At 56.8% G+C, this 25,055-nt stretch carries 25 protein-coding genes; 14 read left to right on the top strand and 11 right to left on the bottom strand.

Annotated elements, in window-relative coordinates; genetic code table 11:
- Positions 1–37 precede the first annotated feature (37 nt).
- The gene (mog, locus tag D5067_RS19470; RefSeq protein WP_119935603.1) at positions 38–625 is read left to right on the top strand and encodes a molybdopterin adenylyltransferase; all 588 of its coding nucleotides are present in this window, start codon (positions 38–40) and stop codon (positions 623–625) included.
- Positions 626–747: 122 nt separating this feature from the next.
- On the top strand, positions 748–2,037 hold the full coding sequence (locus D5067_RS19465) for an MFS transporter (protein ID WP_119935602.1): 1,290 nt from the start codon (positions 748–750) through the stop codon (positions 2,035–2,037).
- Positions 2,038–2,080: 43 nt separating this feature from the next.
- Here the strand turns inward: D5067_RS19465 and D5067_RS19460 are convergent, their stop codons facing one another.
- The 5 genes from D5067_RS19460 to satP form a co-directional block, all read right to left on the bottom strand.
- Positions 2,081–3,211 carry an ABC transporter substrate-binding protein gene (locus tag D5067_RS19460; RefSeq protein ID WP_119935601.1) on the bottom strand — a complete coding sequence of 377 codons (1,131 nt, stop codon included), beginning with the start codon at positions 3,209–3,211 and terminating at the stop codon, positions 2,081–2,083.
- Positions 3,212–3,230: 19 nt separating this feature from the next.
- Complete coding sequence (locus tag D5067_RS19455) at positions 3,231–4,007, bottom strand: ABC transporter ATP-binding protein (RefSeq protein ID WP_119935600.1); 777 nt, start codon at positions 4,005–4,007, stop codon at positions 3,231–3,233.
- Positions 4,004–5,077 carry a FecCD family ABC transporter permease gene (locus D5067_RS19450; RefSeq protein WP_119935599.1) on the bottom strand — a complete coding sequence of 358 codons (1,074 nt, stop codon included), beginning with the start codon at positions 5,075–5,077 and terminating at the stop codon, positions 4,004–4,006. Before D5067_RS19450 ends, D5067_RS19455 begins: the two co-directional genes overlap by 4 nt.
- A 180-nt stretch (positions 5,078–5,257) precedes the next feature.
- A complete protein-coding gene (locus tag D5067_RS19445; RefSeq protein WP_119935598.1) occupies positions 5,258–6,517 on the bottom strand; it encodes a chloride channel protein in 1,260 nt (419 codons plus the stop codon).
- Positions 6,518–6,625: 108 nt separating this feature from the next.
- Positions 6,626–7,192 (bottom strand): acetate uptake transporter, encoded by a 567-nt coding sequence (satP, locus tag D5067_RS19440; protein WP_119935597.1) that lies wholly within the window; start codon positions 7,190–7,192, stop codon positions 6,626–6,628.
- 296 nt (positions 7,193–7,488) lie between these two features.
- On the opposite strand from satP, the gene dnaK reads away from it, so the two are divergent.
- The 4 genes from dnaK (at position 7,489) to nhaR (ending at position 12,933) form a co-directional block, all read left to right on the top strand.
- On the top strand, positions 7,489–9,402 hold the full coding sequence (gene dnaK / locus D5067_RS19435) for a molecular chaperone DnaK (protein ID WP_119935596.1): 1,914 nt from the start codon (positions 7,489–7,491) through the stop codon (positions 9,400–9,402).
- An 85-nt stretch (positions 9,403–9,487) separates the two neighbouring features.
- On the top strand, positions 9,488–10,627 hold the full coding sequence (dnaJ, locus tag D5067_RS19430; protein WP_119935595.1) for a molecular chaperone DnaJ: 1,140 nt from the start codon (positions 9,488–9,490) through the stop codon (positions 10,625–10,627).
- A 172-nt stretch (positions 10,628–10,799) separates the two neighbouring features.
- The gene (nhaA, locus tag D5067_RS19425) at positions 10,800–11,975 is read left to right on the top strand and encodes a Na+/H+ antiporter NhaA (protein WP_119935594.1); all 1,176 of its coding nucleotides are present in this window, start codon (positions 10,800–10,802) and stop codon (positions 11,973–11,975) included.
- A gap of 58 nt (positions 11,976–12,033) precedes the next feature.
- On the top strand, positions 12,034–12,933 hold the full coding sequence (gene nhaR, locus D5067_RS19420; protein ID WP_032660752.1) for a transcriptional activator NhaR: 900 nt from the start codon (positions 12,034–12,036) through the stop codon (positions 12,931–12,933).
- Between the two features lie 57 nt (positions 12,934–12,990).
- Here nhaR and rpsT read toward each other — a convergent pair whose 3' ends face one another.
- A complete protein-coding gene (gene rpsT / locus D5067_RS19415; protein WP_012015991.1) occupies positions 12,991–13,254 on the bottom strand; it encodes a 30S ribosomal protein S20 in 264 nt (87 codons plus the stop codon).
- 327 nt (positions 13,255–13,581) lie between these two features.
- Between rpsT and ribF the strand changes: the two genes are divergently transcribed.
- The 5 genes from ribF to ispH all read left to right on the top strand — a co-directional run bounded on the left by ribF (position 13,582) and on the right by ispH (position 19,391).
- Positions 13,582–14,508: a bifunctional riboflavin kinase/FAD synthetase gene (ribF, locus tag D5067_RS19405; protein ID WP_119935593.1), complete on the top strand. Its 927-nt coding sequence runs from the start codon at positions 13,582–13,584 to the stop codon at positions 14,506–14,508.
- A 46-nt stretch (positions 14,509–14,554) separates the two neighbouring features.
- Entirely contained in the window at positions 14,555–17,371 is a 2,817-nt protein-coding gene (gene ileS, locus D5067_RS19400) for an isoleucine--tRNA ligase (protein WP_119935592.1), read from the top strand.
- The gene (lspA, locus tag D5067_RS19395) at positions 17,371–17,871 is read left to right on the top strand and encodes a signal peptidase II (protein WP_003856452.1); all 501 of its coding nucleotides are present in this window, start codon (positions 17,371–17,373) and stop codon (positions 17,869–17,871) included. Before ileS ends, lspA begins: the two co-directional genes overlap by 1 nt.
- Before the next feature lie 118 nt (positions 17,872–17,989).
- A complete protein-coding gene (gene fkpB, locus D5067_RS19390) occupies positions 17,990–18,439 on the top strand; it encodes an FKBP-type peptidyl-prolyl cis-trans isomerase (RefSeq protein WP_119935591.1) in 450 nt (149 codons plus the stop codon).
- Between the two features lies 1 nt (position 18,440).
- Positions 18,441–19,391 (top strand): 4-hydroxy-3-methylbut-2-enyl diphosphate reductase, encoded by a 951-nt coding sequence (gene ispH / locus D5067_RS19385; RefSeq protein WP_119935590.1) that lies wholly within the window; start codon positions 18,441–18,443, stop codon positions 19,389–19,391.
- Positions 19,392–19,408: 17 nt separating this feature from the next.
- On the opposite strand, the gene D5067_RS19380 is transcribed toward ispH, so the two are convergent.
- Positions 19,409–20,314 (bottom strand): LysR family transcriptional regulator, encoded by a 906-nt coding sequence (locus tag D5067_RS19380; RefSeq protein WP_119935589.1) that lies wholly within the window; start codon positions 20,312–20,314, stop codon positions 19,409–19,411.
- Between the two features lie 92 nt (positions 20,315–20,406).
- Here D5067_RS19380 and D5067_RS19375 point away from each other — a divergent pair, with 92 nt between their 5' ends.
- The 3 genes from D5067_RS19375 to D5067_RS19365 all read left to right on the top strand — a co-directional run bounded on the left by D5067_RS19375 (position 20,407) and on the right by D5067_RS19365 (position 22,466).
- Positions 20,407–21,048, top strand: coding sequence for an alanyl-tRNA editing protein (locus tag D5067_RS19375; protein WP_119935588.1), 642 nt, complete (start codon positions 20,407–20,409; stop codon positions 21,046–21,048).
- Between the two features lie 100 nt (positions 21,049–21,148).
- Positions 21,149–21,703: a glucose-6-phosphate isomerase family protein gene (locus tag D5067_RS19370; protein WP_119935587.1), complete on the top strand. Its 555-nt coding sequence runs from the start codon at positions 21,149–21,151 to the stop codon at positions 21,701–21,703.
- Complete coding sequence (locus D5067_RS19365; protein ID WP_119935586.1) at positions 21,696–22,466, top strand: glucose-6-phosphate isomerase family protein; 771 nt, start codon at positions 21,696–21,698, stop codon at positions 22,464–22,466. Before D5067_RS19370 ends, D5067_RS19365 begins: the two co-directional genes overlap by 8 nt.
- A gap of 27 nt (positions 22,467–22,493) precedes the next feature.
- Here the strand turns inward: D5067_RS19365 and D5067_RS19360 are convergent, their stop codons facing one another.
- Genes D5067_RS19360 through D5067_RS19345 form a run of 4 tightly spaced genes read right to left on the bottom strand, consistent with a single transcriptional unit; the run spans position 22,494 to position 25,053 of the window.
- The gene (locus D5067_RS19360; protein WP_119935585.1) at positions 22,494–23,312 is read right to left on the bottom strand and encodes a PTS system mannose/fructose/sorbose family transporter subunit IID; all 819 of its coding nucleotides are present in this window, start codon (positions 23,310–23,312) and stop codon (positions 22,494–22,496) included.
- Positions 23,312–24,109 (bottom strand): PTS mannose/fructose/sorbose/N-acetylgalactosamine transporter subunit IIC, encoded by a 798-nt coding sequence (locus tag D5067_RS19355; RefSeq protein WP_119935584.1) that lies wholly within the window; start codon positions 24,107–24,109, stop codon positions 23,312–23,314. The genes D5067_RS19360 and D5067_RS19355 overlap by 1 nt, the downstream gene beginning before the upstream one ends.
- 10 nt (positions 24,110–24,119) lie before the next feature.
- On the bottom strand, positions 24,120–24,614 hold the full coding sequence (locus D5067_RS19350) for a PTS sugar transporter subunit IIB (protein WP_119935583.1): 495 nt from the start codon (positions 24,612–24,614) through the stop codon (positions 24,120–24,122).
- A 10-nt stretch (positions 24,615–24,624) separates the two neighbouring features.
- Positions 24,625–25,053, bottom strand: a complete 429-nt coding sequence (locus D5067_RS19345; protein ID WP_119935582.1) for a PTS sugar transporter subunit IIA — start codon at positions 25,051–25,053, stop codon at positions 24,625–24,627.
- Between the last annotated feature and the right edge of the window lie 2 nt (positions 25,054–25,055).

Genomic DNA, 25,055 nt, shown 5'->3' with positions numbered 1-25,055 from the left:
CATTCCCTTTAATCAGTACTTTTTGAATGGAATGGCTATGAATACCTTACGTATCGGCTTAGTGTCGATTTCTGACCGCGCCTCCAGCGGTGTTTATCAGGATAAAGGCATCCCCGCACTGGAAGAGTGGCTGGGCAACGCGCTGACTACCCCTTTTGAAATCCAGACCCGTTTAATTCCCGACGAGCAGCCCATTATCGAGCAGACGCTTTGCGAGCTGGTGGATGAGATGAGCTGCCACCTGGTCTTAACGACGGGTGGAACCGGACCCGCGCGCCGCGACGTAACCCCGGATGCGACGCTGGCCGTGGCCGACCGCGAAATGCCGGGCTTTGGCGAGCAGATGCGTCAGATCAGCCTACACTTTGTTCCAACCGCCATTCTTTCTCGCCAGGTGGGCGTGATCCGCAAACAGGCGCTGATCCTGAACCTGCCGGGCCAGCCGAAGTCGATCAAAGAGACCTTAGAAGGGCTTAAAGCGGAAGACGGTAGCGTGATTGTGCACGGGATCTTTGCAAGTGTACCGTATTGTATACAGCTGCTTGACGGGCCCTACGTGGAAACGGATGACAAGATCGTAGCAGCATTTCGTCCAAAGAGCGCGCGTCGCGAAACAATCTCCTGAAAATAACGATTATGTGACATTAGCTGAAGCGGCGATGGCGTGGTCAGGGTTTTACGGTATAGTAATTTTTTCTTTACGATTGCTGTAAAAATAAATCCACAATAAACGCATAATGGTTCGCTATGTCACATAACGCTCGACCTCTGAATCGGCAGGATTACAAAACCCTCACGCTGGCTGCACTGGGCGGCGCGCTGGAGTTTTACGACTTCATCATCTTCGTCTTTTTCGCCGCCGTGGTGGGGGAACTCTTCTTTCCGGCGGACATTCCGGAATGGCTGCGTCAGGTGCAAACCTTTGGCATTTTTGCCGCCGGGTATCTGGCGCGTCCGCTGGGCGGCATCGTGATGGCCCACTTCGGCGATCTGGTCGGGCGTAAGAAGATGTTTACCCTCAGTATTCTGCTAATGGCCGTGCCAACGCTGGCGATTGGCCTCCTGCCTACCTATGCCTCTGTGGGTATCGTTGCGCCGTTACTGCTGCTGTTGATGCGCCTTATGCAGGGCGCGGCGATTGGCGGCGAAGTGCCCGGCGCATGGGTTTTCGTGGCCGAGCATGTCCCGGCGCGCCGCATTGGTATCGCCTGCGGCACCCTAACCGCAGGGCTGACCATCGGCATTCTGCTGGGTTCTGTGGTCGCAACGCTTGTGAATACCAGCATGACGCAGCAGGCCGTGCACGAGTGGGGCTGGCGCCTGCCGTTCCTGCTGGGCGGGGCGTTTGGCCTCGTGGCCATGTACCTGCGCCGCTGGCTGCAGGAGACCCCGATTTTCCTTGAAATGCAGCAGCGCAAGGCGCTGGCGCAGGAGCTGCCGGTTAAGGCGGTGGTGGTACGCCACAGAAGCGCCGTGGCGATCTCAATGCTGCTTACCTGGCTGCTCTCGGCAGGTATTGTCGTGGTGATCCTGATGTCGCCGGTCTGGCTGCAAAAGCAGTACGGTTTCGCCCCTGCGGTCACGCTGCAGGCCAACAGTATCGCGACGATTATGCTCTGCTTCGGCTGCCTGATCGCCGGGCTGGCGGCGGATCGTTTCGGTGCTAGCGTAACCTTTATCGTCGGCAGCCTGCTGCTGGCCGCGTCGAGCTGGGCGTTCTACCATCTGGCGGGCAGCCACCCGGAGCAGCTGTTCCTGCTGTACGGCGTGGTGGGGCTGTGCGTTGGGGTAGTGGGTGCGGTACCGTACGTGATGGTGCGCGCGTTTCCGCCGGAGGTGCGCTTCACCGGCATCTCGTTTTCGTACAACGTCTCTTATGCCATCTTCGGCGGACTCACCCCGATTGCCGTTACCGTGCTGATGGGCGTGTCGCCGATGGCGCCGGCCTGGTACGTGCTGGCGCTGTCTCTGATGGGGCTGGTGCTGGGCGTCTGGCTGCGCCAGAAACCGGTGGAAGCTGCGGCGATGGCGGGATAACCGAACGAGCCGGGTCAGGCGAAGCCGCCGCCCGGCCAGTGAGTCAGCGCGAAGGGGTATAGCTCAGGATAATGTTGTCATCCGGAATGGCGGTGAAGCGGGTAATAATGGTGTGATAATCCGCCTGCGGGTCAACGTCCTCAAACTGCGTTGGATAGAAGATTTTGCTCAGCGCCTCAATGGCGATGATGTTATACGGGTTGTTATAGAAGTGATGATACAGCGCCCCGGTATGGCCTTTTGCGACTGCCGGAATGCTGGCAACGCCCTGACGCGCCAGCAGGGCATTAAACGCTGCCGTCACGTCGCCCGCCGGGACGTTATAGCCGAATGGGATCACCGCCGTACCTTTACCCGGACGCTTAGACCCGGTCATCAGGTAGTAATCCGGGTTCATTGAGATAATTTTTTCCACCGAGATATTCCCGGTTGCGCCCGGCAGCAGCTGTGAACCTATATTGTTCCCGCCTGCGGCCTCCACCAGCCCGCCCCAGCCGTTGCGCGCGTGGGTAAAGCAGCAGCCGTTATCCAGGCCACCTACGCCGGCTATCGGTTCGATAAAGACCAGCGGCTTCTTGCTGACGTTCGCCAGACGCTGGTGGATCGTATCCAGACGCTGCTGATAGAAATCGATATAGGCCTGCGCGCGATCGGTTTGGCCCATGACCTTACCCAGCAGGGCGATGCTTGGCAGCGTGTTCTGGACCGGATGCAGTTCGTAATCCACGAACACAACCGGGATATGCAGCGCCTCGAGCTTCGCCAGCACGCCGGTCTGCACCAGCGACGGTTTGGCACGAAGCTGGGCGATCATCAGGTCAGGCTGGCGGGAGATCACCGTTTCGAGATCGACGTTTCCCTGGTCGGAAAACTTCATGTCGAGGATCTTTTCCGCTTCCGGCCATTTGCGCTTCAGCACGTTCCAGGTTTCGGTATCCTGTTTTTTCGGCAGGTTGTTCCAGGCCACCACGTGGGCGAACGGATTATCACGCTCCAGCAGAGCCAGGGTGAAAATATCGCGTCCGTCCTGCAGGATGATGCGCTGCGGCTCGCGTTCAACGGTGACAGTGCGGTTATCCAGATCCTTTACCGTGATCGGCCAGCTCTGGGCCAGCGCAAGCAGAGGCATAAATACCAGGGCCAGGCCGGCAGCGATTCGTTTTGTTAGCGTCATGTTTTCCCCGTCTTCTTTTTTATGGCGTTAACCCGTCGACCACCACGTGCGGTAGCCCACGGGAACAGTATTCAACCCGGCCATCCACGCCGTACACCGTCGCCAGATTGGCGGAATTCACCACTTCTCCCGGCAGCCCGCTGGAAATCAGCTCTCCGCCTTTGAGCATCATGGCGTAGTTCGCATGGCGCAGGGCGATGTTGATATCGTGGATCACCACCACGGTGACGATGTTGCGCAGCTGCGTCTCGCGAGCAACGATATCCATCACGTGGAACTGATAGTTGAGATCGAGGGCGCTTAGGGGCTCGTCCAGCAGCAGCAGGTCCGGCTGGCGGATGAGCGACTGCGCAAGCCCAATCAGCTGTTTCTGACCGCCGGAGAGCTGGTCGAGGAAGCTCATTGCCAGATGGGCAACGCCCAGCTTTTCGAGAATGGCATACGCTTCCTGTTCAACGTTATGCGTGCGCGTGTTGCCGCTTGCCCTGCGGGCGACAATGACCGACTCAAGGGCATGAAGATGCACGCCCTGCGGCAGGGACTGCGGCAGATAAACCACCTTTTGCGCGCGCTTTGCTGGCGGCAGCGTCATTAAATCGTCGCCATTGAGCAGCAGCGCCCCTTCGGCGGGATTGAGGTCTGCAAGCGCGCGCAGCAGGGTTGATTTTCCCGAACCGTTTGGCCCCAGCAGCGCGGTAATTTTCCCGCGCGGCAGCAGCGGCGTCGTTAAGCCATTGATGATCTTCTTCTTGCGATAACCGGTGTGGAGATCGCGTACGAGCAGGCCGTCGGTCATACGTTCCCCCGGTTGCGGATAATGATGCTGAGGAAGAACGGTACGCCAACCAGCGAGGTCACGATCCCCACGGGTATAATGACGCCGGGAACAATGTTCTTAGAAAATACGGAGGCCAAAGAGAGCACCAGCGCGCCGATCAGCATGCTGCCGGGCAGGTAAAACCGGTGGTCTTCCCCGAACATCATGCGTGAGATATGCGGCGCAACCAGGCCGATAAAGCCAACCGGACCGACAAAGGCCACCGTCAGGGCCGAGATAATGCTGATGCGCAGCAGCGTGGTCATGCGCAGCTTCTTCACGTTGATGCCGAAGCTGACGGCACGATCTTCACCCAGCCGAAGCGCGGTAAGCTTCCAGGCATTTTTTAGCGACAGCGGCACGATAATCAGCAGGGCGACGGCCAGGATCGCCAGCTTATCCCACGAGGCGCGAGCCAGGCTGCCCATCGTCCAGAAGACCAGCCCCTGCAGGGTATCTTCGCTGGCGATAAACTGCAGAATGGAAATCAGGGCGTTGAAGGTAAAGACCAGCGCGATGCCGAAGAGGACGACGCCGGAGGTTGCCACGCGGGTCCAGCGGCTGATGCCGTCGAGGATAAAGCAGGCCAGCAGCGCAAAGATAAAGGCATTCGCCGGAATAAACCACTTATCGTCGATGCCGGGAATGCCCAGCCCCAGCACAATCGCCAGCGCGGCGCCAAAGGAGGCGGCAGAGGAGACGCCCAGCGTAAACGGGCTGGCGAGCGGGTTGTTCAGGATGGTCTGCATTTCTGCTCCCGCCAGCCCCAGCGCCATACCGACGGCGACGGCCATCAGGGCGAACGGCAGGCGAATATCCCAGACGATGACGCGCGTGCCTGCGTCGGCGGCGGCCGAATTGACGAGCGTATGCCAGAGCGTAGAAACGGAGATACCGGACGGCCCGATAGTAAAGTCGAGGAGCAGCGAGCAGATAATAAGAGCGAAAAGGACACCAGCGAGCGCGAAACGCCTGATGAGGATTTTACGGTAGCGTAACGCGACGGTGGATTCGCCAGACTGTTCGCCGGCGGCAAGGCTGGAATTCATCAGATAACCTTATGCAACACAACAGAATCGTTTTATCCCTTAACGTTCCATTTCGGGTGCTGCCTGATATCCAATATCCGGGATGTGCCAGTCAACACTAATCGCAATGATAATGCTTATCAATTGTATGGGATGATTATCCGCTTTCCGTTTAATCATCGTTGCTGTTTTGGCTGAAAATTAGCCAGGCCTTACCCGCTCAAGCTGGCGACAGGTCATGAACGCGCCCGTTACGCACAGCGTCACCGGCACCAGGAAACTGTGGTCCATTCGGGTAAATTCCAGCATCAGTGTAATGGCGGTGACGGGCATCTGCATTGATGCAGACAGGAATCCTGCTGCTCCCGTCAGCGCAAAACCGGCCATATCGCTGCCGGGAAAGAAACGTCCCAGCAGGATAAACAGCAGAGAACCCAGCAATGCCCCCACCGTCAGGCCGGGGGTCAGTAGCCCGCCTTCGGCCCCGCCGCGCAGTACCGCCCAGATAACAAAGACCTTGATGCACAGGAGCGCCAGCGCCAGCTTTAGCGTCACGTCACCGTCAAGCGTGAGCTGGGTCGGGCCTTTGCCGTTGCCGGGGAGCTGCGGGAACCAGACGGAAAGCGCTCCCAGCGCTGCAAACGCTATCAGGCTGAATACGGGCATCTGCCAGTTGCTACGCACTTTGCCGCGCGCCCGCTGCGTGAGGCGGCGAAACCCAAACGCCGCCGCGCCGAACAGAGGGCCTGAAAGCGCCCCCCAGAAGATAAGCGACGTTGCGGCCATGTTGGCGGTGAAGCGATACTGGTGCTCATCACCAAGCCCGAGTGTGGCAATCCATGCCGCCAGCGCGGAGGTTGCCAGCGCGGCAATCGCCGCTTCCCAGCGAAAGCTGACCAGGAGGACTTCAAGCGTAAACACGGCCCCGGCCAGCGGGACGTTATACACGGCTGCAAGCCCGGCACCGGCACCGCAGGCAATCATCAGCTGAATATCCGCGCTCGTCAGATGCAGCCGCCGCGCAACGCCGCCGGCAAAAAGTGACCCCACTTCACGCGGCGCGACTTCGCGGCCAAGCGGCGAGCCCATCCCTACGGTAACGATTTGCAGCAGGGCGTGAATCAGCGTGGTAACGGCGGGCATTGGTTTGTCGGTATTTTTTACGGCGGCGCTGATGCTGACCCGTTTTTTGCCAAAGCGGCCAAGCAGCCACCATCCGCAGCCGGCAACCACACCGGCGGCAAGGAGGGCGAGGAAGCGCCGCTGCGCGCTGGCATCCGTCACGCCCTGAAGAAAGGTTTGCGGGCTGAGGACCGTGCTCCGGCTGTAGCCGTAGACAAGATGCTGAACTTCATGCAGCAGCAGCGCGAGAAGCATGCCGCCGAGCCCGGCCAGGAGCCCGGTAAGAAGAAGTGCAGCCCATCGCTGGAGCCAATAGGTACGAGTCGGAAGCGTCGTCATGGTGCATGTCTTAATGAGAGGCGGTAAGCCCATCATTTCATAACACACATTAACGGGGAATCAATCGGGGAGGGGATATCGTGCCCGCCGGGCGGGCACGAAAGGGGATCAGTGTTTTTCACCAATCGGCAGAACGGTGCGGCCGAACTGCTCGTTCAGCACTTCGCCCATTGCCAGGTAGATAGCGCTTGCGCCGCACACCAGGCCAATCCAGCCTGCAACGTGGACGATGCTTTCGTTATCAGCCAGGTGGCCAATCGCCAGCAGGGCGAACAGCACGGTCAGGCTCAGGAAGACGAACTGCAGCGCGCGGTTAGCCTTCAGGGTGCCGAAGAACATGAACAGGGTGAAGACACCCCACAGGCCCAGGTAGACGCCCAGGAAGTGCGCGTTTGCCGCGTCTGCCAGGCCCATTTTAGGCATCAGCAGAATGGCAACCAGGGTCAGCCAGAAAGAGCCGTAAGAGGTAAAGGCGGTCAGGCCGAAGGTGTTGCCTTTCTTATATTCCAGCAGGCCCGCGAAGATTTGCGCGATGCCGCCGTAAAAAATGCCCATCGCCAGGATAATGCCATCCATCGGGAACATCCCGATGTTGTGCAGGTTCAGCAGGATAGTGGTCATGCCAAAACCCATCAGGCCCAGCGGAGCCGGATTAGCCAACTTAGTGTTGCCCATAAGTCCTCAAAAAAATCATCATTAATATGGTGAAATGGTTAAACCCACGTCAATTCTCCCTGACGGGGCGCGGCATAATAAGGGGCGCAATCATTGCCGTCTATGATCTCATCAGGGTGAATTTAAAATTTTTTTTATCCTTCCCCCTTGATGGATGCCGTTGCGACCCCATCTTGTAAGCAACCGCAGTGTGTGGACCTGAAAAAAAGCAAATCTGGGCAGTTGAAAAAGCACGTTCTGCCCTTATTACAGGTACACAACCACATGTTGACTGAATTTTTAGTGGAGACGTTTAGATGGGTAAAATTATTGGTATCGACCTGGGTACTACCAACTCTTGTGTAGCGATTATGGATGGCACTACTGCACGTGTGCTGGAGAACGCCGAGGGCGATCGCACCACGCCTTCTATCATTGCCTATACCCAGGATGGTGAAACTCTGGTTGGTCAGCCGGCTAAACGTCAGGCAGTGACAAACCCGCAAAACACCCTGTTTGCGATTAAACGCCTGATTGGTCGCCGCTTCCAGGACGAAGAAGTGCAGCGTGATGAAGCCATCATGCCGTACAAAATCATCGGTGCTGACAACGGTGATGCATGGATTGACGTAAAAGGTCAGAAAATGGCACCACCGCAGATTTCTGCTGAAGTGCTGAAGAAAATGAAGAAAACGGCTGAAGATTACCTGGGCGAACCGGTAACTGAAGCGGTTATCACCGTACCTGCATACTTCAACGATGCTCAGCGTCAGGCAACTAAAGATGCTGGCCGTATCGCAGGTCTGGAAGTCAAACGTATCATCAACGAACCAACCGCGGCTGCACTGGCTTACGGTCTGGATAAAGAAGTTGGCAACCGCACTATCGCGGTTTACGACCTGGGTGGTGGTACTTTCGATATCTCTATTATCGAAATCGACGAAGTTGACGGCGAAAAAACCTTCGAAGTTCTGGCAACCAACGGTGATACCCACCTGGGTGGTGAAGACTTCGACAGCCGTATGATCAACTACCTCGTTGACGAGTTTAAGAAAGATCAGGGCATTGACCTGCGTAACGATCCGCTGGCTATGCAGCGCCTGAAAGAAGCCGCTGAGAAAGCGAAGATTGAACTCTCTTCCGCTCAGCAGACCGACGTAAACCTGCCGTACATCACTGCAGACGCGTCCGGTCCTAAACACATGAACATCAAAGTGACCCGTGCGAAACTGGAAAGCCTGGTAGAAGACCTGGTGAACCGTTCCATCGAGCCACTGAAAGTTGCACTGCAGGACGCTGGCCTGTCCGTCTCTGACATCCAGGACGTTATCCTGGTGGGTGGTCAGACGCGTATGCCAATGGTTCAGAAGAAAGTGGCTGAATTCTTTGGTAAAGAGCCACGTAAAGACGTTAACCCGGACGAAGCGGTAGCTATCGGTGCTGCGGTTCAGGGTGGCGTACTGACCGGTGAAGTGAAAGACGTACTGCTGCTGGACGTTACCCCGCTGTCTCTGGGTATCGAAACCATGGGCGGAGTGATGACTGCGCTCATCAACAAAAACACCACCATCCCAACGAAGCACAGCCAGGTGTTCTCTACCGCTGAAGACAACCAGTCTGCGGTAACCATCCATGTGATTCAGGGTGAGCGTAAGCGTGCGTCTGATAACAAATCTCTGGGTCAGTTCAACCTGGACGGTATCAGCCCGGCACCGCGCGGCATGCCACAGATCGAAGTTACCTTCGACATCGATGCTGACGGTATCCTGCACGTGTCTGCGAAAGACAAAAACAGCGGTAAAGAGCAGAAGATCACCATCAAGGCGTCTTCTGGCCTGAACGAAGCGGAAATCGAAAAAATGGTTCGCGATGCCGAAGCTAACGCGGAATCCGACCGTAAGTTCGAAGAGCTGGTTCAGACCCGCAACCAGGGTGACCATCTGCTGCACAGCACCCGTAAGCAGGTTGAAGAAGCGGGCGATAAACTGCCAGCGGAAGACAAAACTGCTATCGAAGCTGCGCTGACTGCGCTGGAATCCTCACTGAAAGGTGAAGATAAAGCGGATATCGAAGCGAAGATGCAGGCGCTGGCACAGGCTTCCGAGAAGCTGATGGAAATCGCTCAGCAGCAGCATGCTCAACAGCAGGCGGGCGCTGATGCTTCCCAGAATAATGCGAAAGACGACGACGTTGTTGACGCTGAATTCGAAGAAGTGAAAGACAAAAAATAATCGCCCTTTGAACGGGTAATTACTGGCACGGGCGAAGAGGTTTCCTCTCCGCCCGTGCACGCATGTTAGGGGCAGATAAAATAAAATGGCGAAGCAAGACTATTACGAGATTTTAGGCGTTTCCAAAACAGCGGAAGAGCGTGAAATCAAAAAGGCGTATAAGCGCCTGGCCATGAAATATCACCCGGATCGCAACCAGGGTGATAAAGAGGCCGAAGCCAAATTTAAAGAGATCAAAGAAGCCTATGAAATCCTGACCGATGCCCAGAAACGTGCGGCATACGATCAGTACGGTCATGCCGCGTTCGAACAGGGCGGTATGGGCGGCGGCGGCGGTGGTTTCGGTGGCGGCGGCGCAGATTTCAGCGACATTTTTGGCGACGTATTCGGCGATATCTTCGGCGGTGGTCGCGGTCGCCAACGCGCATCGCGTGGCGCAGACCTGCGCTACAACATGGACCTGACGCTGGAAGAGGCCGTTCGCGGCGTGACCAAAGAGATCCGCATCCCGACGCTCGAAGAGTGCGATATTTGCCACGGCAGCGGTGCGAAGGCGGGAACCCAGCCGCAGACCTGTCCAACCTGTCACGGTTCCGGCCAGGTGCAGATGCGTCAGGGCTTCTTTGCGGTTCAGCAGGCGTGTCCGCACTGTCACGGTCGCGGTACGCTGATTAAAGATCCGTGCAACAAATGCCATGGCCATGGTCGCGTTGAGAAAACCAAAACCCTGTCCGTTAAAATCCCGGCAGGCGTCGATACGGGCGACCGCATCCGTCTGTCAGGTGAAGGTGAAGCGGGCGAGCACGGCGCGCCAGCAGGCGATCTGTACGTTCAGGTTCAGGTGAAGCAGCACGCGATTTTTGAGCGTGAAGGCAACAACCTGTACTGCGAAGTGCCGATTAACTTCGCGATGGCGGCGCTGGGCGGTGAAATCGAAGTCCCCACGCTGGATGGCCGCGTAAACCTGAAAGTGCCTGGCGAAACCCAGACCGGCAAGCTGTTCCGCATGCGCGGAAAAGGCGTTAAATCCGTTCGCGGTGGCGCGCAGGGCGACCTGTTGTGCCGCGTGGTGGTCGAAACGCCGGTTGGCCTGAACGATAAGCAGAAGCAGCTTCTGAAAGAACTTCAGGAAAGCTTTGGTGGCCCGACGGGTGAGAAAAACAGCCCACGCTCCAAAAGCTTCTTCGACGGCGTCAAAAAATTCTTCGATGATTTGACTCGCTAATCCGTTAGCGCTTTTCATCCTCAAAAAGCCCGGAAGCGATTCCGGGCTTTTTCTATTTACGGGTATTGCTCGGTAAAACTGAATTTATACTCAATATTAATCTGTTTTTGCCGAGTTGTTAGGCTTGGTATTATGGTTTTATCGAGGTATTGTTGTAAAAGAGAGAACTTAAGTGAAACTACTACACCGTTTCTTTAGCAGTGAAGCGTCCGGCGGCGTGATTTTGATTATCGCCGCTGCGGCCGCGATGGTGCTGGCAAACCTGGGCATCACCCGCGATCTCTACCACGCCTTTCTGGAAACGCCCGTTGAGCTGAAAGTGGGCGCGCTGGAAATTAATAAGAACATGCTGCTGTGGATCAACGATGCGCTGATGGCGGTGTTCTTCCTGCTGGTAGGGCTTGAGGTGAAGCGCGAGCTGGTGCTGGGCTCGTTAGCCAGCCGTCAGCGTGCGGCGTTCCCGGTGATTGCCGCGCTGGGGGGAATGGTCGTCCCGGCGCTGCTCTTCCTGGCCTTTACCTGGCAGGATCCGGTGGCGCGCCACGGCTGGGCGATCCCGGCCGCAACGGATATTGCCTTTGCGCTTGGGGTGCTGGCACTGCTGGGCAGCCGCGTGCCGGTGGCGCTGAAAATTTTCCTGATGGCGCTGGCGATCATTGATGACCTCGGCGCTATCGTGATTATCGCGCTTTTTTACACCAGCGAGCTGTCGATACTGTCGCTGAGCGTGGCGGCTGGCGCTATTGCAGTACTGGCATTACTGAATATTTTCAACGTACGACGTATCGGAATATACGTCCTGGTGGGCATGATCCTGTGGACGGCGGTGCTGAAGTCGGGCGTGCACGCTACGCTTGCTGGCGTGATTGTCGGCTTCTTCGTGCCGCTTAAGCAGCAGGACGGCGAGTCTCCAGCCAAACAGCTGGAACATGTGCTGCATCCGTGGGTCGCCTTTATGATCCTGCCGCTGTTTGCTTTCGCCAACGCGGGTGTTTCCCTCGGAGGCGTTACGCTCGATGGACTGACGTCCGTGCTGCCGCTGGGCATCGTTGCCGGGCTGTTCATCGGTAAGCCGCTGGGCATTAGCCTTTTTTGCTGGCTGGCGCTGAAGCTGAAGCTGGCGTCGTTACCGCATGGGACCACGTTTAAGCAGATTATGGCCGTAGGCGTGTTGTGCGGAATTGGCTTTACGATGTCGATCTTTATCTCGACGCTGGCGTTTGGCGCGCATGCGCCTGAGCTTATCGTCTGGGCCAAGCTCGGCATTCTTATCGGGTCATTACTGGCTGCGGTGGTGGGTTACACCTTGTTAAAGGTGAAATTGTCAGGACAGGCCGTCCAGGCATAACGGGAATCCGGGAGAAGGGGAGCCTTCTCCCGATACACAATCAGGGAGAGAAGACGCGATGTCTCATTTGAATTACAACCATCTTTACTACTTCTGGCACGTCTATAAGCAGGGCTCGGTTGTCGGTGCGGCAGAGGCGCTCTACCTGACGCCGCAAACCATCACCGGGCAAATCAAGGCGCTGGAAGAGCGCCTGCAGGGCAAGCTGTTCAAGCGCAAAGGGCGCGGCATTGAGCCAAGCGAGCTGGGCGAGCTGGTGTTCCGCTACGCGGACAAGATGTTCACCCTGAGCCAGGAGATGCTGGATATCGTCAACTATCGCAAAGAGTCGAACCTGCTCTTTGACGTGGGCGTGGCGGATGCGCTGTCAAAACGACTGGTGAGCGGCGTGCTGGATGCTGCCGTGGTTGAGGATGAGCAAATTCATCTGCGCTGCTTTGAATCCACTCACGAGATGCTGCTGGAGCAGCTAAGCCAGCATAAGCTGGACATGATTATCTCGGATTGCCCAATCGACTCCACGCAGCAGGAAGGCCTGTTCTCGGTGAAAATTGGCGAATGTGGCGTGAGCTTCTGGTGCATAAACCCGCCGCCGGAAAAACCGTTCCCCGCGTGCCTTGAAGAGCGCCGTCTGCTGGTGCCGGGAAGGCGCTCCATGCTCGGCCGCAAGCTGCTGAACTGGTTTAACTCACAGGGGCTGAAGGTCGAAATTCTCGGCGAATTCGACGATGCGGCGCTGATGAAAGCCTTTGGCGAAGCGCATAACGCCATCTTCGTTGCGCCAACGCTGTACGCGCACGATCTTTATTCGGACGACAAGATTACGGAGATAGGCAGGGTAGATAACGTGATGGAGGAGTATCACGCGATATTTGCTGAACGAATGATTCAGCATCCGGCGGTGCAGCGAATCTGTAACCGCGACTACTCGGCGCTGTTTACGCCACCGGCAATCTGAGGATATAAAAAAACCCGCGTTAAGCGGGTTCTTTAAACAAGCAACAACAAGTAGCGATTAAGCCAGTTTGCTGATCTGCGCGGTCAGGTTTGCTTTATGACGCGCTGCTTTGTTTTTGTGGATCAGACCTTTAGCAGCCTGACGATCCACGATTGGTTGCATTTCGTTAAATGCGTTCTGCGCTGCAGCTTTGTCGCCAGCTTCGATTGCTGCGTATACTTTCTTGATGAAGGTACGCATCATAGAGCGACGGCTTGCGTTGTGCTTACGAGCCTTCTCAGACTGTACGGCACGTTTCTTAGCTGATTTGATATTAGCCAAGTCCAACTCCCAAATATGATCTATGTGGACAATTCAAAGGCCGAGGAATATGCCCTCTCTGCCTTCTTTTGTCAATGGATTTGTGCAAATAAGCGCCGTTAATTAGCGACGCTTCGTTACGTAGTGATGGCGCAGGATTCTACCAGCTTGTCTTCCGTGAATACAGCCTTTCGGCATAAAAAACGCTGTTCGCGAGCAGATTTTTTCGCTGTGAAAGGTCAGCATGATGAAATCATTACGGCTTTCTGTTTTGTGTGAACAATCGCCGGTTAACCTTAACCGCTGTACAAGGTATACTTTGGCGATTTTCACTGTTTTGAGCCAGACATGAAGCTGATACGTGGCATACATAATCTCAGCAAAGCCCCGCACGGGTGCGTGCTGACCATTGGTAATTTCGACGGCGTGCATCGTGGTCATCAGGCGCTGCTGCAGGGATTGCGTAAAGAAGGGGAGGCGCGTGGCCTGCCCGTTGTAGTGATGATTTTCGAGCCGCAGCCGCTTGAGCTGTTTGCGGGCGAAAAATCGCCTGCCCGTCTTACTCGCCTGCGCGAGAAGCTGCGCTATCTGGCAGAGTCAGGCGTGGACTACGTATTATGCGTGCGCTTCGATCGCCGCTTTGCCGCGCTGACAGCACAAAATTTTGTCAGCGACCTGCTGGTTAAGCGGCTTGGCGTGCAGTTTCTTGCCGTAGGTGATGATTTCCGCTTTGGCGCTGGTCGTCAGGGCGATTTCTTGCTATTACAGAAGGCTGGCCTGGAGTACGGTTTTGACGTCACCAGCGCGATGACCTTCTGTGAAGGCGGCGTTCGCGTCAGCAGTACGGCGGTCCGCCAGGCGCTGGCGAATGATGAACTGGATACGGCAGAAAACCTGCTGGGGCATCCGTTCACCATCTCAGGCCGTGTGGTTCACGGCGATGCGCTGGGCCGCACTATAGGTTTCCCGACGGCGAATATTCCGCTGCGTCGTCAGGTCTCCCCGGTTAAAGGGGTCTATGCGGTAGAAGTCGCAGGACTGGGCGATAAACCCTTTTACGGTGTCGCCAACATTGGCACGCGTCCTACCGTCGCCGGCGTGCGTCAACAGCTAGAAGTGCACCTGCTGGACGTTGTAATGGACCTTTACGGTCGCCATATAGATGTAATACTGCGTAAAAAGATACGCAACGAGCAGCGATTTGGCTCGCTGGATGAACTAAAAGCGCAAATCGCGCGAGATGAATTGACGGCCCGCGAGTTTTTTGGGCGATAAAACCCGGCTTAAATGCCTACGTGATAAATACGGAACCGAGAATCTGATGAGTGACTATAAATCAACCCTGAATTTGCCGGAAACAGGGTTCCCGATGCGCGGCGATCTCGCCAAGCGTGAACCGGGAATGCTGGCGCGTTGGACCGATGATGACCTGTACGGCATCATTCGTGCAGCCAAAAAAGGCAAAAAATCCTTCATTCTGCATGATGGCCCTCCATATGCGAATGGCAGCATTCATATTGGTCACTCTGTTAACAAGATTCTGAAAGACATTATCGTGAAGTCCAAAGGCCTCACGGGCTTTGACTCGCCTTACGTTCCGGGCTGGGACTGCCACGGTCTGCCAATCGAGCTGAAAGTGGAGCAAGAGTTTGGCAAGCCGGGTGAGAAGTTCACCGCCGCCGAGTTCCGCGCGAAATGCCGCGAATACGCCGCCACCCAGGTTGACGGTCAGCGCGCTGACTTTATCCGTCTGGGCGTATTGGGCGACTGGTCGCACCCGTACCTGACCATGGACTTCAAAACCGAAGCCAACATCATCCGTGCGCTGGGTAAAATCATCGGAAACGGCCACCTGCATAAAGGCGCGAAGCCGGTGCACTGGTGCGTGGACTGCCGCTCTGCGCTGGCAGAAGCGGAAGTTGAGTATTACGACAAAACCTCTCCGTCTATCGACGTGGCCTTCCACGCGGTAGATCAGGATGCGGTGAAAGCTAAATTTGGCGTCTCCTCGGTAAACGGCCCGATCTCTCTGGTGATCTGGACCACCACTCCGTGGACCCTGCCAGCCAACCGCGCGATCTCCCTGTCCGGTGAGTTTGAATACGCGCTGGTGCAGGTTGAAGGCCAGGCGGTTATCCTGGCGAAAGATCTGGTTGAAAGCGTGCTGAAGCGCGCGCACATCGCCGACTACACCGTGCTCGGCACCGTGAAAGGTGACGCGCTGGAGCTGATGCGCTTTAAACACCCGTTCCTGGACTTCGACGTTCCGGCGATCCTGGGCGACCACGTGACGCTGGAAGCGGGTACCGGTGCGGTGCATACCGCCGGCGGCCACGGTCCTGACGACTACAACATCAGCCTGAAATACGGTCTGGAAATCGCTAACCCGGTTGGCCCGGACGGCTCTTACCTGCCGGGCACCTATCCGGCGCTGGACGGCATCAACGTCTTCAAAGCCAACGACATCATCGTTGATATGCTGCGCACCAGCGGCGCGCTGCTGCACGTTGAGAAAATGCAGCACAGCTACCCATGCTGCTGGCGTCACAAGTCACCAATCATCTTCCGTGCGACCCCGCAGTGGTTCGTCAGCATGGATCAGAAAGGCCTGCGCGAGCAGTCCCTGAAAGAGATCAAAGGCGTGCAGTGGATCCCGGACTGGGGCCAGGCGCGTATCGAATCCATGGTCGCTAACCGTCCTGACTGGTGTATCTCCCGTCAGCGTACCTGGGGCGTACCGATGTCTCTGTTCGTGCATAAAGAGACGCAGGAACTGCACCCGAATACCCTGGAACTGATGGAAGAAGTGGCGAAGCGCGTCGAAGTTGACGGCATTCAGGCGTGGTGGGATCTTGACGCCCGCGACATCCTGGGCGCTGACGCAGACAGCTACGAGAAAGTGCCGGATACCCTGGACGTATGGTTCGACTCCGGCTCTACCCACTCCTCCGTGGTTGACGTGCGTCCGGAGTTTGCCGGTCACGCTGCCGACATGTATCTGGAAGGCTCTGACCAACACCGCGGCTGGTTCATGTCATCCCTGATGATCTCCACCGCCATGAAGGGCAAAGCACCTTACCGTCAGGTTCTGACCCACGGCTTCACCGTGGATGGTCAGGGCCGCAAGATGTCCAAATCTATCGGTAACACCGTTTCTCCGCAGGACGTGATGAATAAGCTGGGCGCGGACATTCTGCGTCTGTGGGTGGCCTCTACCGACTACACCGGCGAAATGGCGGTGTCTGACGAGATCCTGAAACGTGCCGCCGACAGCTATCGTCGTATCCGCAACACCGCGCGCTTCCTGCTGGCGAACCTGAACGGGTTCGATCCGGTTAAAGACATGGTGAAGCCGGAAGAGATGGTGGTGCTGGACCGCTGGGCGGTAAGCTGCGCGAAAGCGGCGCAGGACGATATTCTGAAGGCCTACGAGTCTTACGACTTCCACGAAGTGGTGCAGCGCCTGATGCGCTTCTGCTCCATCGAGATGGGCTCGTTCTACCTCGACATCATTAAAGACCGCCAGTACACCGCGAAAGCGGACAGCGTGGCGCGTCGTAGCTGCCAGACCGCGCTGTTCCACATCGCGGAAGCGCTGGTGCGCTGGATGGCGCCGATCATGTCCTTCACCGCGGATGAAATCTGGGGCTATCTGCCGGGCGAGCGTGAGAAGTACGTCTTCACCGGCGAGTGGTACGAAGGCCTGTTCGATCTCTCCAGCACTGAAGCGATGAACGACGCCTTCTGGGACGAGCTGCTGAAAGTGCGTGGCGAAGTGAACAAGGTTATCGAGCAGGCGCGTGCTGACAAGAAAGTCGGTGGCTCTCTGGAAGCGGCAGTGACCCTGTACGCGGAACCTGAGCTGGCGGCGAAGCTGACGGCGCTGGGCGATGAATTACGATTTGTCCTGTTGACCTCCGGTGCGAAAGTTGCGGATTATGCCGAGGCTTCTGCTGATGCTCAGCAGAGCGAACTGCTCAAAGGACTGAAAGTCGCGCTGAGCAAGGCCGACGGTGAGAAATGCCCGCGCTGCTGGCATTACACCACCGATGTTGGTCAGGTGGCGGAACACGCAGACATCTGCGGACGCTGTGTAAGCAACGTCGCCGGTGACGGCGAAAAACGTAAGTTTGCCTGATGAGTAAAACTCTCTGTTCAACAGGACTGCGCTGGCTGTGGCTGGTTGTGGTGGTGCTGATTATCGATCTGGGCAGCAAGTTCCTGATCCTCCAGAACTTTGCTCTGGGGGATACGGTTCCGCTGTTCCCGTCGCTTAACCTGCACTATGCGCGCAACTACGGCGCAGCGTTTAGTTTCCTTGCTGACAGCGGTGGCTGGCAGCGCTGGTTCTTCGCGGGTATCGCTATCGGTATCTGCGTAGTGCTGGCGGTGCTGATGTACCGCTCGAAGGCCACGCAAAAGCTGAATAACATCGCCTACGCGCTGATCATTGGCGGCGCGCTGGGCAACCTGTTTGACCGCCTGTGGCACGGCTTTGTGGTCGATATGATCGACTTCTACGTCGGCGACTGGCACTTCGCCACCTTTAACCTGGCCGATAGCGCAATATGCGTCGGCGCGGCGTTAATCGTGCTGGAAGGCTTCTTGCCTAAACCGGCCGCGAAAGAGCAGGCGTAACAAAACCAGCCGGGTGACGCGTAGCGATCCCGGCCTACCGAATATGCCGACACTTGTAGGCCGGGTAAGCGAAGCGCCACCCGGCACACAGGCGAGACAACATTAAAGAGCAATGTGTATGTCTAAATCCGTACAGAGCAACAGCGCGGTTCTCGTTCACTTCACGCTGAAGCTGGATGACGGCTCCACGGCCGAATCCACCCGCAACAACGGCAAACCGGCCCTGTTTCGTCTTGGCGATACTTCCCTGTCTGAAGGCCTTGAACAGCAGCTCCTCGGTCTGAAAGAGGGGGAGAAAAAAGCCTTTTCGCTGGAGCCCGATGCGGCGTTTGGCGTGCCAAGCCCGGACCTGGTGCAATACTTCTCGCGCCGTGAGTTTATGGATGCAGGCGAACCGGAGGTTGGGGCGATTATGCTCTTTACCGCTATGGACGGCAGCGAAATGCCTGGCGTGATCCGCGAAATCAACGGCGACTCTATTACCGTTGACTTCAACCATCCGCTTGCCGGGCGTACCGTTCATTTTGATGTAGAAGTGCTGGAAATCGAACCGGCACTGGAGGCCTGAAATGCAGATCCTGTTGGCTAACCCGCGCGGCTTTTGCGCCGGTGTAGACCGCGCTATCAGCATTGTTGAAAACGCGCTGGAAATTTACGGCGCGCCAATTTACGTGCGCCACGAAGTGGTGCACAACCGCTACGTGGTCGACAGCCTGCGCGAGCGCGGTGCGATCTTTATTGAGCAGATTAGCGAAGTGCCGGATGGTGCGATCCTGATCTTCTCCGCCCACGGCGTTTCTCAGGCTGTGCGTAACGAAGCGAAAAGCCGCGATCTGACCGTATTCGATGCCACCTGTCCGCTGGTGACCAAGGTGCATATGGAAGTGGCGCGCGCCAGCCGTCGTGGTGAAGAGTCAATTCTGATTGGCCATGCTGGTCACCCGGAAGTCGAAGGTACCATGGGCCAGTACAGCAACCCGGAAGGGGGCATGTACCTGGTCGAATCGCCGGAAGACGTCTTTACGCTGGACGTGAAAAACGAAGGGCGTCTGTCGTTTATGACCCAGACCACGCTCTCCGTAGATGACACATCAGACGTGATTGACGCCCTGCGCCAGCGCTTCCCGAAAATCGTCGGGCCGCGTAAGGACGACATCTGCTACGCAACGACCAACCGTCAGGAGGCCGTGCGTGCGCTGGCTGAACGGGCGGACGTGGTGCTGGTGGTCGGCTCCAAAAACTCCTCTAACTCCAACCGTCTGGCCGAGCTGGCGCAGCGTATGGGGAAAGCGGCGTTCCTGATTGACGATTCGACGGATATACAGGAAGCGTGGGTCAAAAATGCGGCCTGCGTCGGCGTTACCGCGGGTGCTTCCGCACCGGATATTCTGGTGCAGAACGTGATTGCCCGTCTGCAGGAGCTGGGCGGTGGCGAAGCGGTTCCGCTGGAAGGCCGCGAAGAGAACATTGTCTTCGAAGTGCCTAAAGAGCTGCGTATCGACGCCCGCGAGGTGGAATAAGCGTTAAAAAATGCCAGTCACTGAATGACTGGCATTTTTTCATTCAGGTAGTTGATCATCGCCCGCATTCTGGCTGGCATATGTTTGTTGCGCGTCCAGAGCAACCAGAGCTCGCCCGTATAGCTGCTGATAAATGCCCACTCCGGCAGAACCTGCACAATCTCCCCTTTTTCCAAAGCCTCGCGCGCTGTAAACAGCGGTAAGCTCCCGATACCAACATGACGTTTTACCGCATCCAGCCGCACGCCAGTGTGGTTTGCAGCATAGCGGCCGTGCGTCTGTACGATCTCCGTTTTCCCCTGCAGGGTGAATTTCCATCGTGAATCGGCCGGGGTTTCCCCGAGCGATATACAGCTATGTGCCCGGAGGTCGTGCGGATGCTGTGGCGTGCCTGCACGTCGAAGATATTCTGGCGTGGCGCAAATAACATGGGTTACCGGCATCAGGGGCTTTCCGTACAGGCCAGGAGAAGGGGTACTGGTGATCCGCAATGCCAGATCGACCCCATCGTCGATCAGGTCCATGTAGCGATCTTCCAGACGCAGACAAACGTCAATTTGCGGGTAGCGCTCCAGGAACTCGGGGATCAGCGGATGGATCACAAATCGTCCCACGGCTTTTGGCACGCTCACCGTGAGTTTTCCCTGCGCAACGGTTTGCACGCTGCTACCAGAATCCATTGCCTGTTGTGCCGCTTCCAGCATATCCAGTGCATGTTCATAAACCGATTTTCCGGTTTCGGTCAGTGCCAGCTTGCGCGTGGTGCGGTGCAGTAACTTAGATCCCATCTCCTGCTCAAGACGTGAAACACAACGGCTGATCGCTGAAGGCGTTGCTCCCGTAATACGGGCTGCAGTCGAAAAATTGCCGTGTTCTACGATGGTAACAAAAGTGGCAAGGTCGGGAAGCAGTGCAGGTTTCATTTGTGCTTACCAGGCAATAGTGCATTGTTTGAAAGGCGGATTATCTATGATGACGTCATGAATATACTGTCAGGATACAGAGGAGAACAACCATGACAGAACGACTTTATTACACAAGCGAAGCGACAGCGGGCCGCGCGAAGGTGATCCGGTGTACTGAAGAGACTGATGGCCGCTACGCCGTTGAGCTGGATCAGACCCTTTTCCATCCGCAGGGTGGCGGACAGCCAGCGGATCGGGGCCTGATCTCGGGGATCGCGGTGGAGGGCGTGAGCCTGCGCGGGGACCAGATTATTCACATTTTGGCTCGGCCGCTTGTGCCCGGCGAGGTGGAAATGCAGGTCGATAAAAGTGCGCGCAGGCGTCATGCCCGCTGGCACAGCGCTGGCCATTTGATAGGTTATGCCGGTGAATACTTTGGTTGGCAGCCGGTGAAAGCTCATCACTGGCCAGGCGAAGGGCGAATTACCTTTACGCCACGGGAGCAGGATGCCCCAATGCCTGATGCAGCTCAGCTAAGCGCAATTATCGACGACTGGAAAGCGGACAACCTGCTTCGTCACACCGAAATTGAAGCGGGCAGGCGCAAGGTTCGCTTTGGCGATCTCCCGGCCTATCCCTGTGGCGGAACGCATGTAAAACAGCTGGCGGAAATAGGGGAGATGCAGCTCCTCGGGCTGAAAATGAAAAAAGGACAGCTGGTAATCACCTATGCACTTGGCGAGCAGGAGTAAAAGGAGTGTGATTAACCCGACATAGTGGGCCTCCGGGTAAGAGGTTAATCGTTTAATCTGGTAGGCTTATCATGTTGTTCTCCTCGGGCCGGAGAGAAACATGATCCCTGATATTATCCTGCCACCCCATGTGGCGTGGGCCAGCGGTGTATTCACTAACGGTCCGCTACTCTGCAAGACGACTCACATCGCCGATCTGCCAGACGTGTTCAATGATAACGACGCCTGGCGTGGCTGCGAACCGCAGCAGCGCGTCTATGATGTTGAAATGTTCGATACCCCGTCGAACGATGGGGCGCTGTATGTCGGCGTGACCCATCTTTACGCCGGCAAAATCGGTGATGAGTTTTTTATGACACGCGGTCATTTTCACCGGCGCCGTGAACAGGGCGAGGTCTATTTTGGCCTGCGCGGATGCGGCTTGTTGCTGTTGCAAACGGAGGCGGGCGACGCGCGTCTTGAGCAGGTGACGGCAGGCTCTGTGCATATTATTCCTCCTTTTACAGCGCATCGTTTGATTAACACTGGCAACGAGACGCTATCCTCCCTTGCCGTCTGGCCAGGCATCGCGGGACACGACTATGCGCTGCTGGCAGAGGGCTTCGCCCTGCGGGTCTTTGCCTCCGGGGAAGGTTACGAGGTGCGCCATGGCTAACTATGGTCTTGATATGACCATCACCCGTCAGCCGCTCGGTTTTTGCTACGGAGATGACGTTACCGGGCCGATGCCGGAGATCAGAACGCTGGATCAGATCCGCCCGTCGCTGCGCAATCCGGACTGCGAAGGGCCTGAACAGGTGTATGCTATCGCGATGGACGTGGCGCGTCTGGCGGACAGGCCCGAACTCGAAAAACGCATGCTGCTTTTTGGTGTGGTTACCTACGCGGCGGGCACGCTGGGCGATGAGCCGGTCCGCAGCCAGGGGCATGTTCACCGCATTAGCCAGCACAGCGGATGGTCGCCGCCTGAGCTGTACGAAATCTGGCAGGGTAAAGCGATTATCTACATGCAGGTGTATGTTGACGACGATCCGGGACGTTGTTTTGCGGTGCTCGCGGGGCCGGGTGAAAAGGTACTGGTCCCTCCCGGATGGGGTCATGCGACGATTTCGGCCTCGCCCAATGAGCCGCTGACGTTTGGTGCGTGGTGCGATCGAGAATATGGCTTTGAGTATGAGGCTGTTCGTGCGCGAAAAGGTCTGGCCTGGTATCCCTTAGTTCAGGGAAATCATATTGTCTGGCAGCACAACGGTCATTACAGACCTGGGCGACTGCAGATGATTACGCCGCGCGGTTATCCGGAGTTCGGCATCACTGATGCGCCTGTTTATCAGCAGTTTATTGACGATCCCGCACGGTTCCAGTTTATTTCGCGTCCGGATAAAGTCGCAGAACTGTGGAATAACTTCCATCCATAAAGAAGCCGGGGCATTGCCCCGGTTTTCTTATCCGGCAAACAAACCGGACGCCACGCCAAGCGCTGCCAGTATAAGCAGCAATATCATGGCTTTTACCGGCGACACGCCGCGTTTTGCCATCAGATACCAGGTCCCCAGTACCACCGCCAGCGGAAGCAGCTGTGGGAAAATACCGTCCAGCATCTGCTGAATGTGAATGTTAACCCCATCCCGGGTGATGAACTCCAGACCGGTGCCGAGCTTTACGTAGCTCGCCGCCACGCCGCCCATGACGAAGACGCCCAGCAGCGAGAGCGCTTCCCGTAGCCGGGTAGATTTGCTGCTGACCAGCATCTCCACCGAGCCTGACCCCATCTGGTAGCCTTTCATAAACAGGAACCAGGAGCCGGGGATAATGATGGCCAGCCAGGCCACGGTGTAAAACAGCGGGCCGAGGATATTTCCCCCTGCCGCCAGCGCCATTCCGATGCTAAGGAGGATCGGGATAAGCATCCCGGGGATCATCGAATCACCGATCCCGGCGATTGGCCCCATCAGGCCTACCTTCAGCGTGTTTATGGTTTCACCGTCAATCGGCTCGCCGTTGGCTTTTTTCTCCTCCAGACCCAGCGCCATACCGTTAACGATCGCGCCAATCTGTGGCTCCGTGTTGTAGAACGACGCGTGACGGCGCAGCATCTCGGTACGTTGTACCGCGTCGGGATAAAGCTTTTTTGCGACCGGCAGCATGCTCAGGCAAAAGCCGAAGGATTCAAGGCGTTCAAAGCTCATTGAGGAGAGGTTATGCATCATCCACGCTCGCCAGCAGCGGCGCAGATCCTTGCGGGTGAGTTTACGTTCTTCCATCAGAATTCATCCTCGTCGTCAGGGGCTGATGCTGAAGCCACGGCCTGCGGTGCCTCGGGTTTATAGTTGTAGTGAATCAGTGCCAGCAGGGCGCCCACGATCACCAGCGCGACCATATTGAGTTTCAAAAAAACGATACAGACGAAGCCCACCAGGAAATAGATGAGCATGGTATAGCTTTTGATGATCTGCTTAAGCAGGATGGCAATACCGACGGCGGGCAAGATGCCGCCGAGCACGTTCATGGTGGAGAGAACGATGTGCGGAAGACTGTCCATAAAACCGCTAATGTACTGCGCGCCAAAAAAGACGGCGATAAAGGTAGGCACAAAGCGCAGCACAAAATTCATCGCCTGCGGCCAGACGGCGCTGTTAAGGTAGAGCCCGCGCTCGTCGCCGTTCTCCAGCGCCACATCGGCACGATGGTTCCAGAAGGAGTTCAGCACCATCATCGCATTGAAGAGAATGGTTCCGGCAATCCCAATCGTCGCCGCCAGCGCGACGGCAACCTCAGGTCCTTTGCCGGAAAGTATCCCCAGCGCAATGGCCGGATAAGCCACAAAGTTTAAATCTGCTGGCATCGAGCCGCCGGGCGTTACCATTGCGATATACACCGCCTGTACCGCTACGCCAATCATAATCCCGGTTTTGATGTCGCCCAGGATCAGGCCAACCAGCATTCCGGAAATGAGCGGCCGGGAGATGAGATACCAGCCGCCGGTCAGCCCTAAAAGCCACGGGCTACTGAGCGCGCCCAGATAACACAGCAGGCCAATTAAAGCCGCTTCGATAATCATGATCTGCTCCTTATTTCAGCTTTTGTCTGGCATCCTGCCAGGTATAAAAACTGGCATCGGGAACCAGGCGGAATTCAATGGCGTGTCCCTGACTGGTCAGCCACTCGAACGCCGCCGCTTCGTCTTTCGTTACCGACTGATTCGGGCCGATGGCGATCGCGTTAGCCCGAGCGCTCATCGGCCCCACGTTTATTTTCCCGTTACTGTTTTTAAGGCTAATGCCCGCCTGCTCAATGCGCTGCAGCGTGAGCGGTGATTTGCCAATCACGAAATAGCGCTTCTCGCTGGCAATCACTTTTGGCAGTTTTTCGATCGCGGTTGCCGTATCGAACAGCCATACTTTGGTATCTGATACGGCCCCTTTCATGACCGACGATAACAGCGGATCGGCCGCAACGGCATCGTCAATGGCAACGATGCCGTCGCAGGGCAGCTCCCTGGCCCAACGTGTAATGAGCTGCCCGTGGATCACGCGGTCGTCAATGCGTACAAAAGAAATACTCATATGCGGCTCCTTAAAAATCGTCTGTCTGTTCAGTCTCTGCCGGTTTCGCCTGTACCAGCGTTGGCAGAGTAAGTTCGATAAGCTGCCCGGCAGCCTGATGAACATCGCATGCCATCATCACCTCGTCGGTTTGCAGCAGCATCGGAAAGTTGGCCCCTGCCACCACGGCGACCGGCGGCTGCGTATGCGGGTTAAACGCGGCTTCACAGGCTACGTTCCACGGCGTGCCGCTTTGCATGTCACACAGCACCAGCACGCCGTCGGCGTTGACGCTTGCCGCATCCAGCGTGGCGCTGAAATCCTGCCGGAAGCCCTCTATTCCCGCCTGTTCGGTCAGGCAAACAGCGTGTACGCCGGGGAGGTCGCCGTACACCATCCGGCCGCTCTCCAGCAGCGCGGCGGCTAATGGGCCGTGCGTGGCGACAATAAAATGAATCATCG

Origin of the sequence: Enterobacter huaxiensis, assembly GCF_003594935.2 — a bacterium.
Taxonomy (GTDB): domain Bacteria; phylum Pseudomonadota; class Gammaproteobacteria; order Enterobacterales; family Enterobacteriaceae; genus Enterobacter; species Enterobacter huaxiensis.
This window is presented reverse-complemented; position numbering and strand designations above follow the sequence as displayed.

Excerpts from the sequence above, each read along its gene's own strand:
- D5067_RS19355 (WP_119935584.1), bottom strand. The coding sequence starts at position 24,109 with ATGATTATCGAAGCGGCTTTAATTGGCCTGCTGTGTTATCTGGGCGCG.
- ispH (WP_119935590.1), top strand. The coding sequence starts at position 18,441 with ATGCAGATCCTGTTGGCTAACCCGCGCGGCTTTTGCGCCGGTGTAGAC.
- D5067_RS19445 (WP_119935598.1), bottom strand. The coding sequence starts at position 6,517 with ATGACGACGCTTCCGACTCGTACCTATTGGCTCCAGCGATGGGCTGCA.
- D5067_RS19360 (WP_119935585.1), bottom strand. The coding sequence starts at position 23,312 with ATGGAAGAACGTAAACTCACCCGCAAGGATCTGCGCCGCTGCTGGCGA.
- fkpB (WP_119935591.1), top strand. The coding sequence starts at position 17,990 with ATGTCTAAATCCGTACAGAGCAACAGCGCGGTTCTCGTTCACTTCACG.
- D5067_RS19375 (WP_119935588.1), top strand. The coding sequence starts at position 20,407 with ATGACAGAACGACTTTATTACACAAGCGAAGCGACAGCGGGCCGCGCG.
- D5067_RS19350 (WP_119935583.1), bottom strand. The coding sequence starts at position 24,614 with ATGAGTATTTCTTTTGTACGCATTGACGACCGCGTGATCCACGGGCAG.
- ileS (WP_119935592.1), top strand. The coding sequence starts at position 14,555 with ATGAGTGACTATAAATCAACCCTGAATTTGCCGGAAACAGGGTTCCCG.
- mog (WP_119935603.1), top strand. The coding sequence starts at position 38 with ATGAATACCTTACGTATCGGCTTAGTGTCGATTTCTGACCGCGCCTCC.
- D5067_RS19465 (WP_119935602.1), top strand. The coding sequence starts at position 748 with ATGTCACATAACGCTCGACCTCTGAATCGGCAGGATTACAAAACCCTC.
- D5067_RS19345 (WP_119935582.1), bottom strand. The coding sequence starts at position 25,053 with ATGATTCATTTTATTGTCGCCACGCACGGCCCATTAGCCGCCGCGCTG.
- D5067_RS19380 (WP_119935589.1), bottom strand. The coding sequence starts at position 20,314 with ATGAAACCTGCACTGCTTCCCGACCTTGCCACTTTTGTTACCATCGTA.
- dnaK (WP_119935596.1), top strand. The coding sequence starts at position 7,489 with ATGGGTAAAATTATTGGTATCGACCTGGGTACTACCAACTCTTGTGTA.
- ribF (WP_119935593.1), top strand. The coding sequence starts at position 13,582 with ATGAAGCTGATACGTGGCATACATAATCTCAGCAAAGCCCCGCACGGG.
- satP (WP_119935597.1), bottom strand. The coding sequence starts at position 7,192 with ATGGGCAACACTAAGTTGGCTAATCCGGCTCCGCTGGGCCTGATGGGT.
- lspA (WP_003856452.1), top strand. The coding sequence starts at position 17,371 with ATGAGTAAAACTCTCTGTTCAACAGGACTGCGCTGGCTGTGGCTGGTT.
- D5067_RS19370 (WP_119935587.1), top strand. The coding sequence starts at position 21,149 with ATGATCCCTGATATTATCCTGCCACCCCATGTGGCGTGGGCCAGCGGT.
- nhaR (WP_032660752.1), top strand. The coding sequence starts at position 12,034 with ATGTCTCATTTGAATTACAACCATCTTTACTACTTCTGGCACGTCTAT.
- D5067_RS19450 (WP_119935599.1), bottom strand. The coding sequence starts at position 5,077 with ATGAATTCCAGCCTTGCCGCCGGCGAACAGTCTGGCGAATCCACCGTC.
- D5067_RS19365 (WP_119935586.1), top strand. The coding sequence starts at position 21,696 with ATGGCTAACTATGGTCTTGATATGACCATCACCCGTCAGCCGCTCGGT.
- D5067_RS19455 (WP_119935600.1), bottom strand. The coding sequence starts at position 4,007 with ATGACCGACGGCCTGCTCGTACGCGATCTCCACACCGGTTATCGCAAG.
- D5067_RS19460 (WP_119935601.1), bottom strand. The coding sequence starts at position 3,211 with ATGACGCTAACAAAACGAATCGCTGCCGGCCTGGCCCTGGTATTTATG.
- dnaJ (WP_119935595.1), top strand. The coding sequence starts at position 9,488 with ATGGCGAAGCAAGACTATTACGAGATTTTAGGCGTTTCCAAAACAGCG.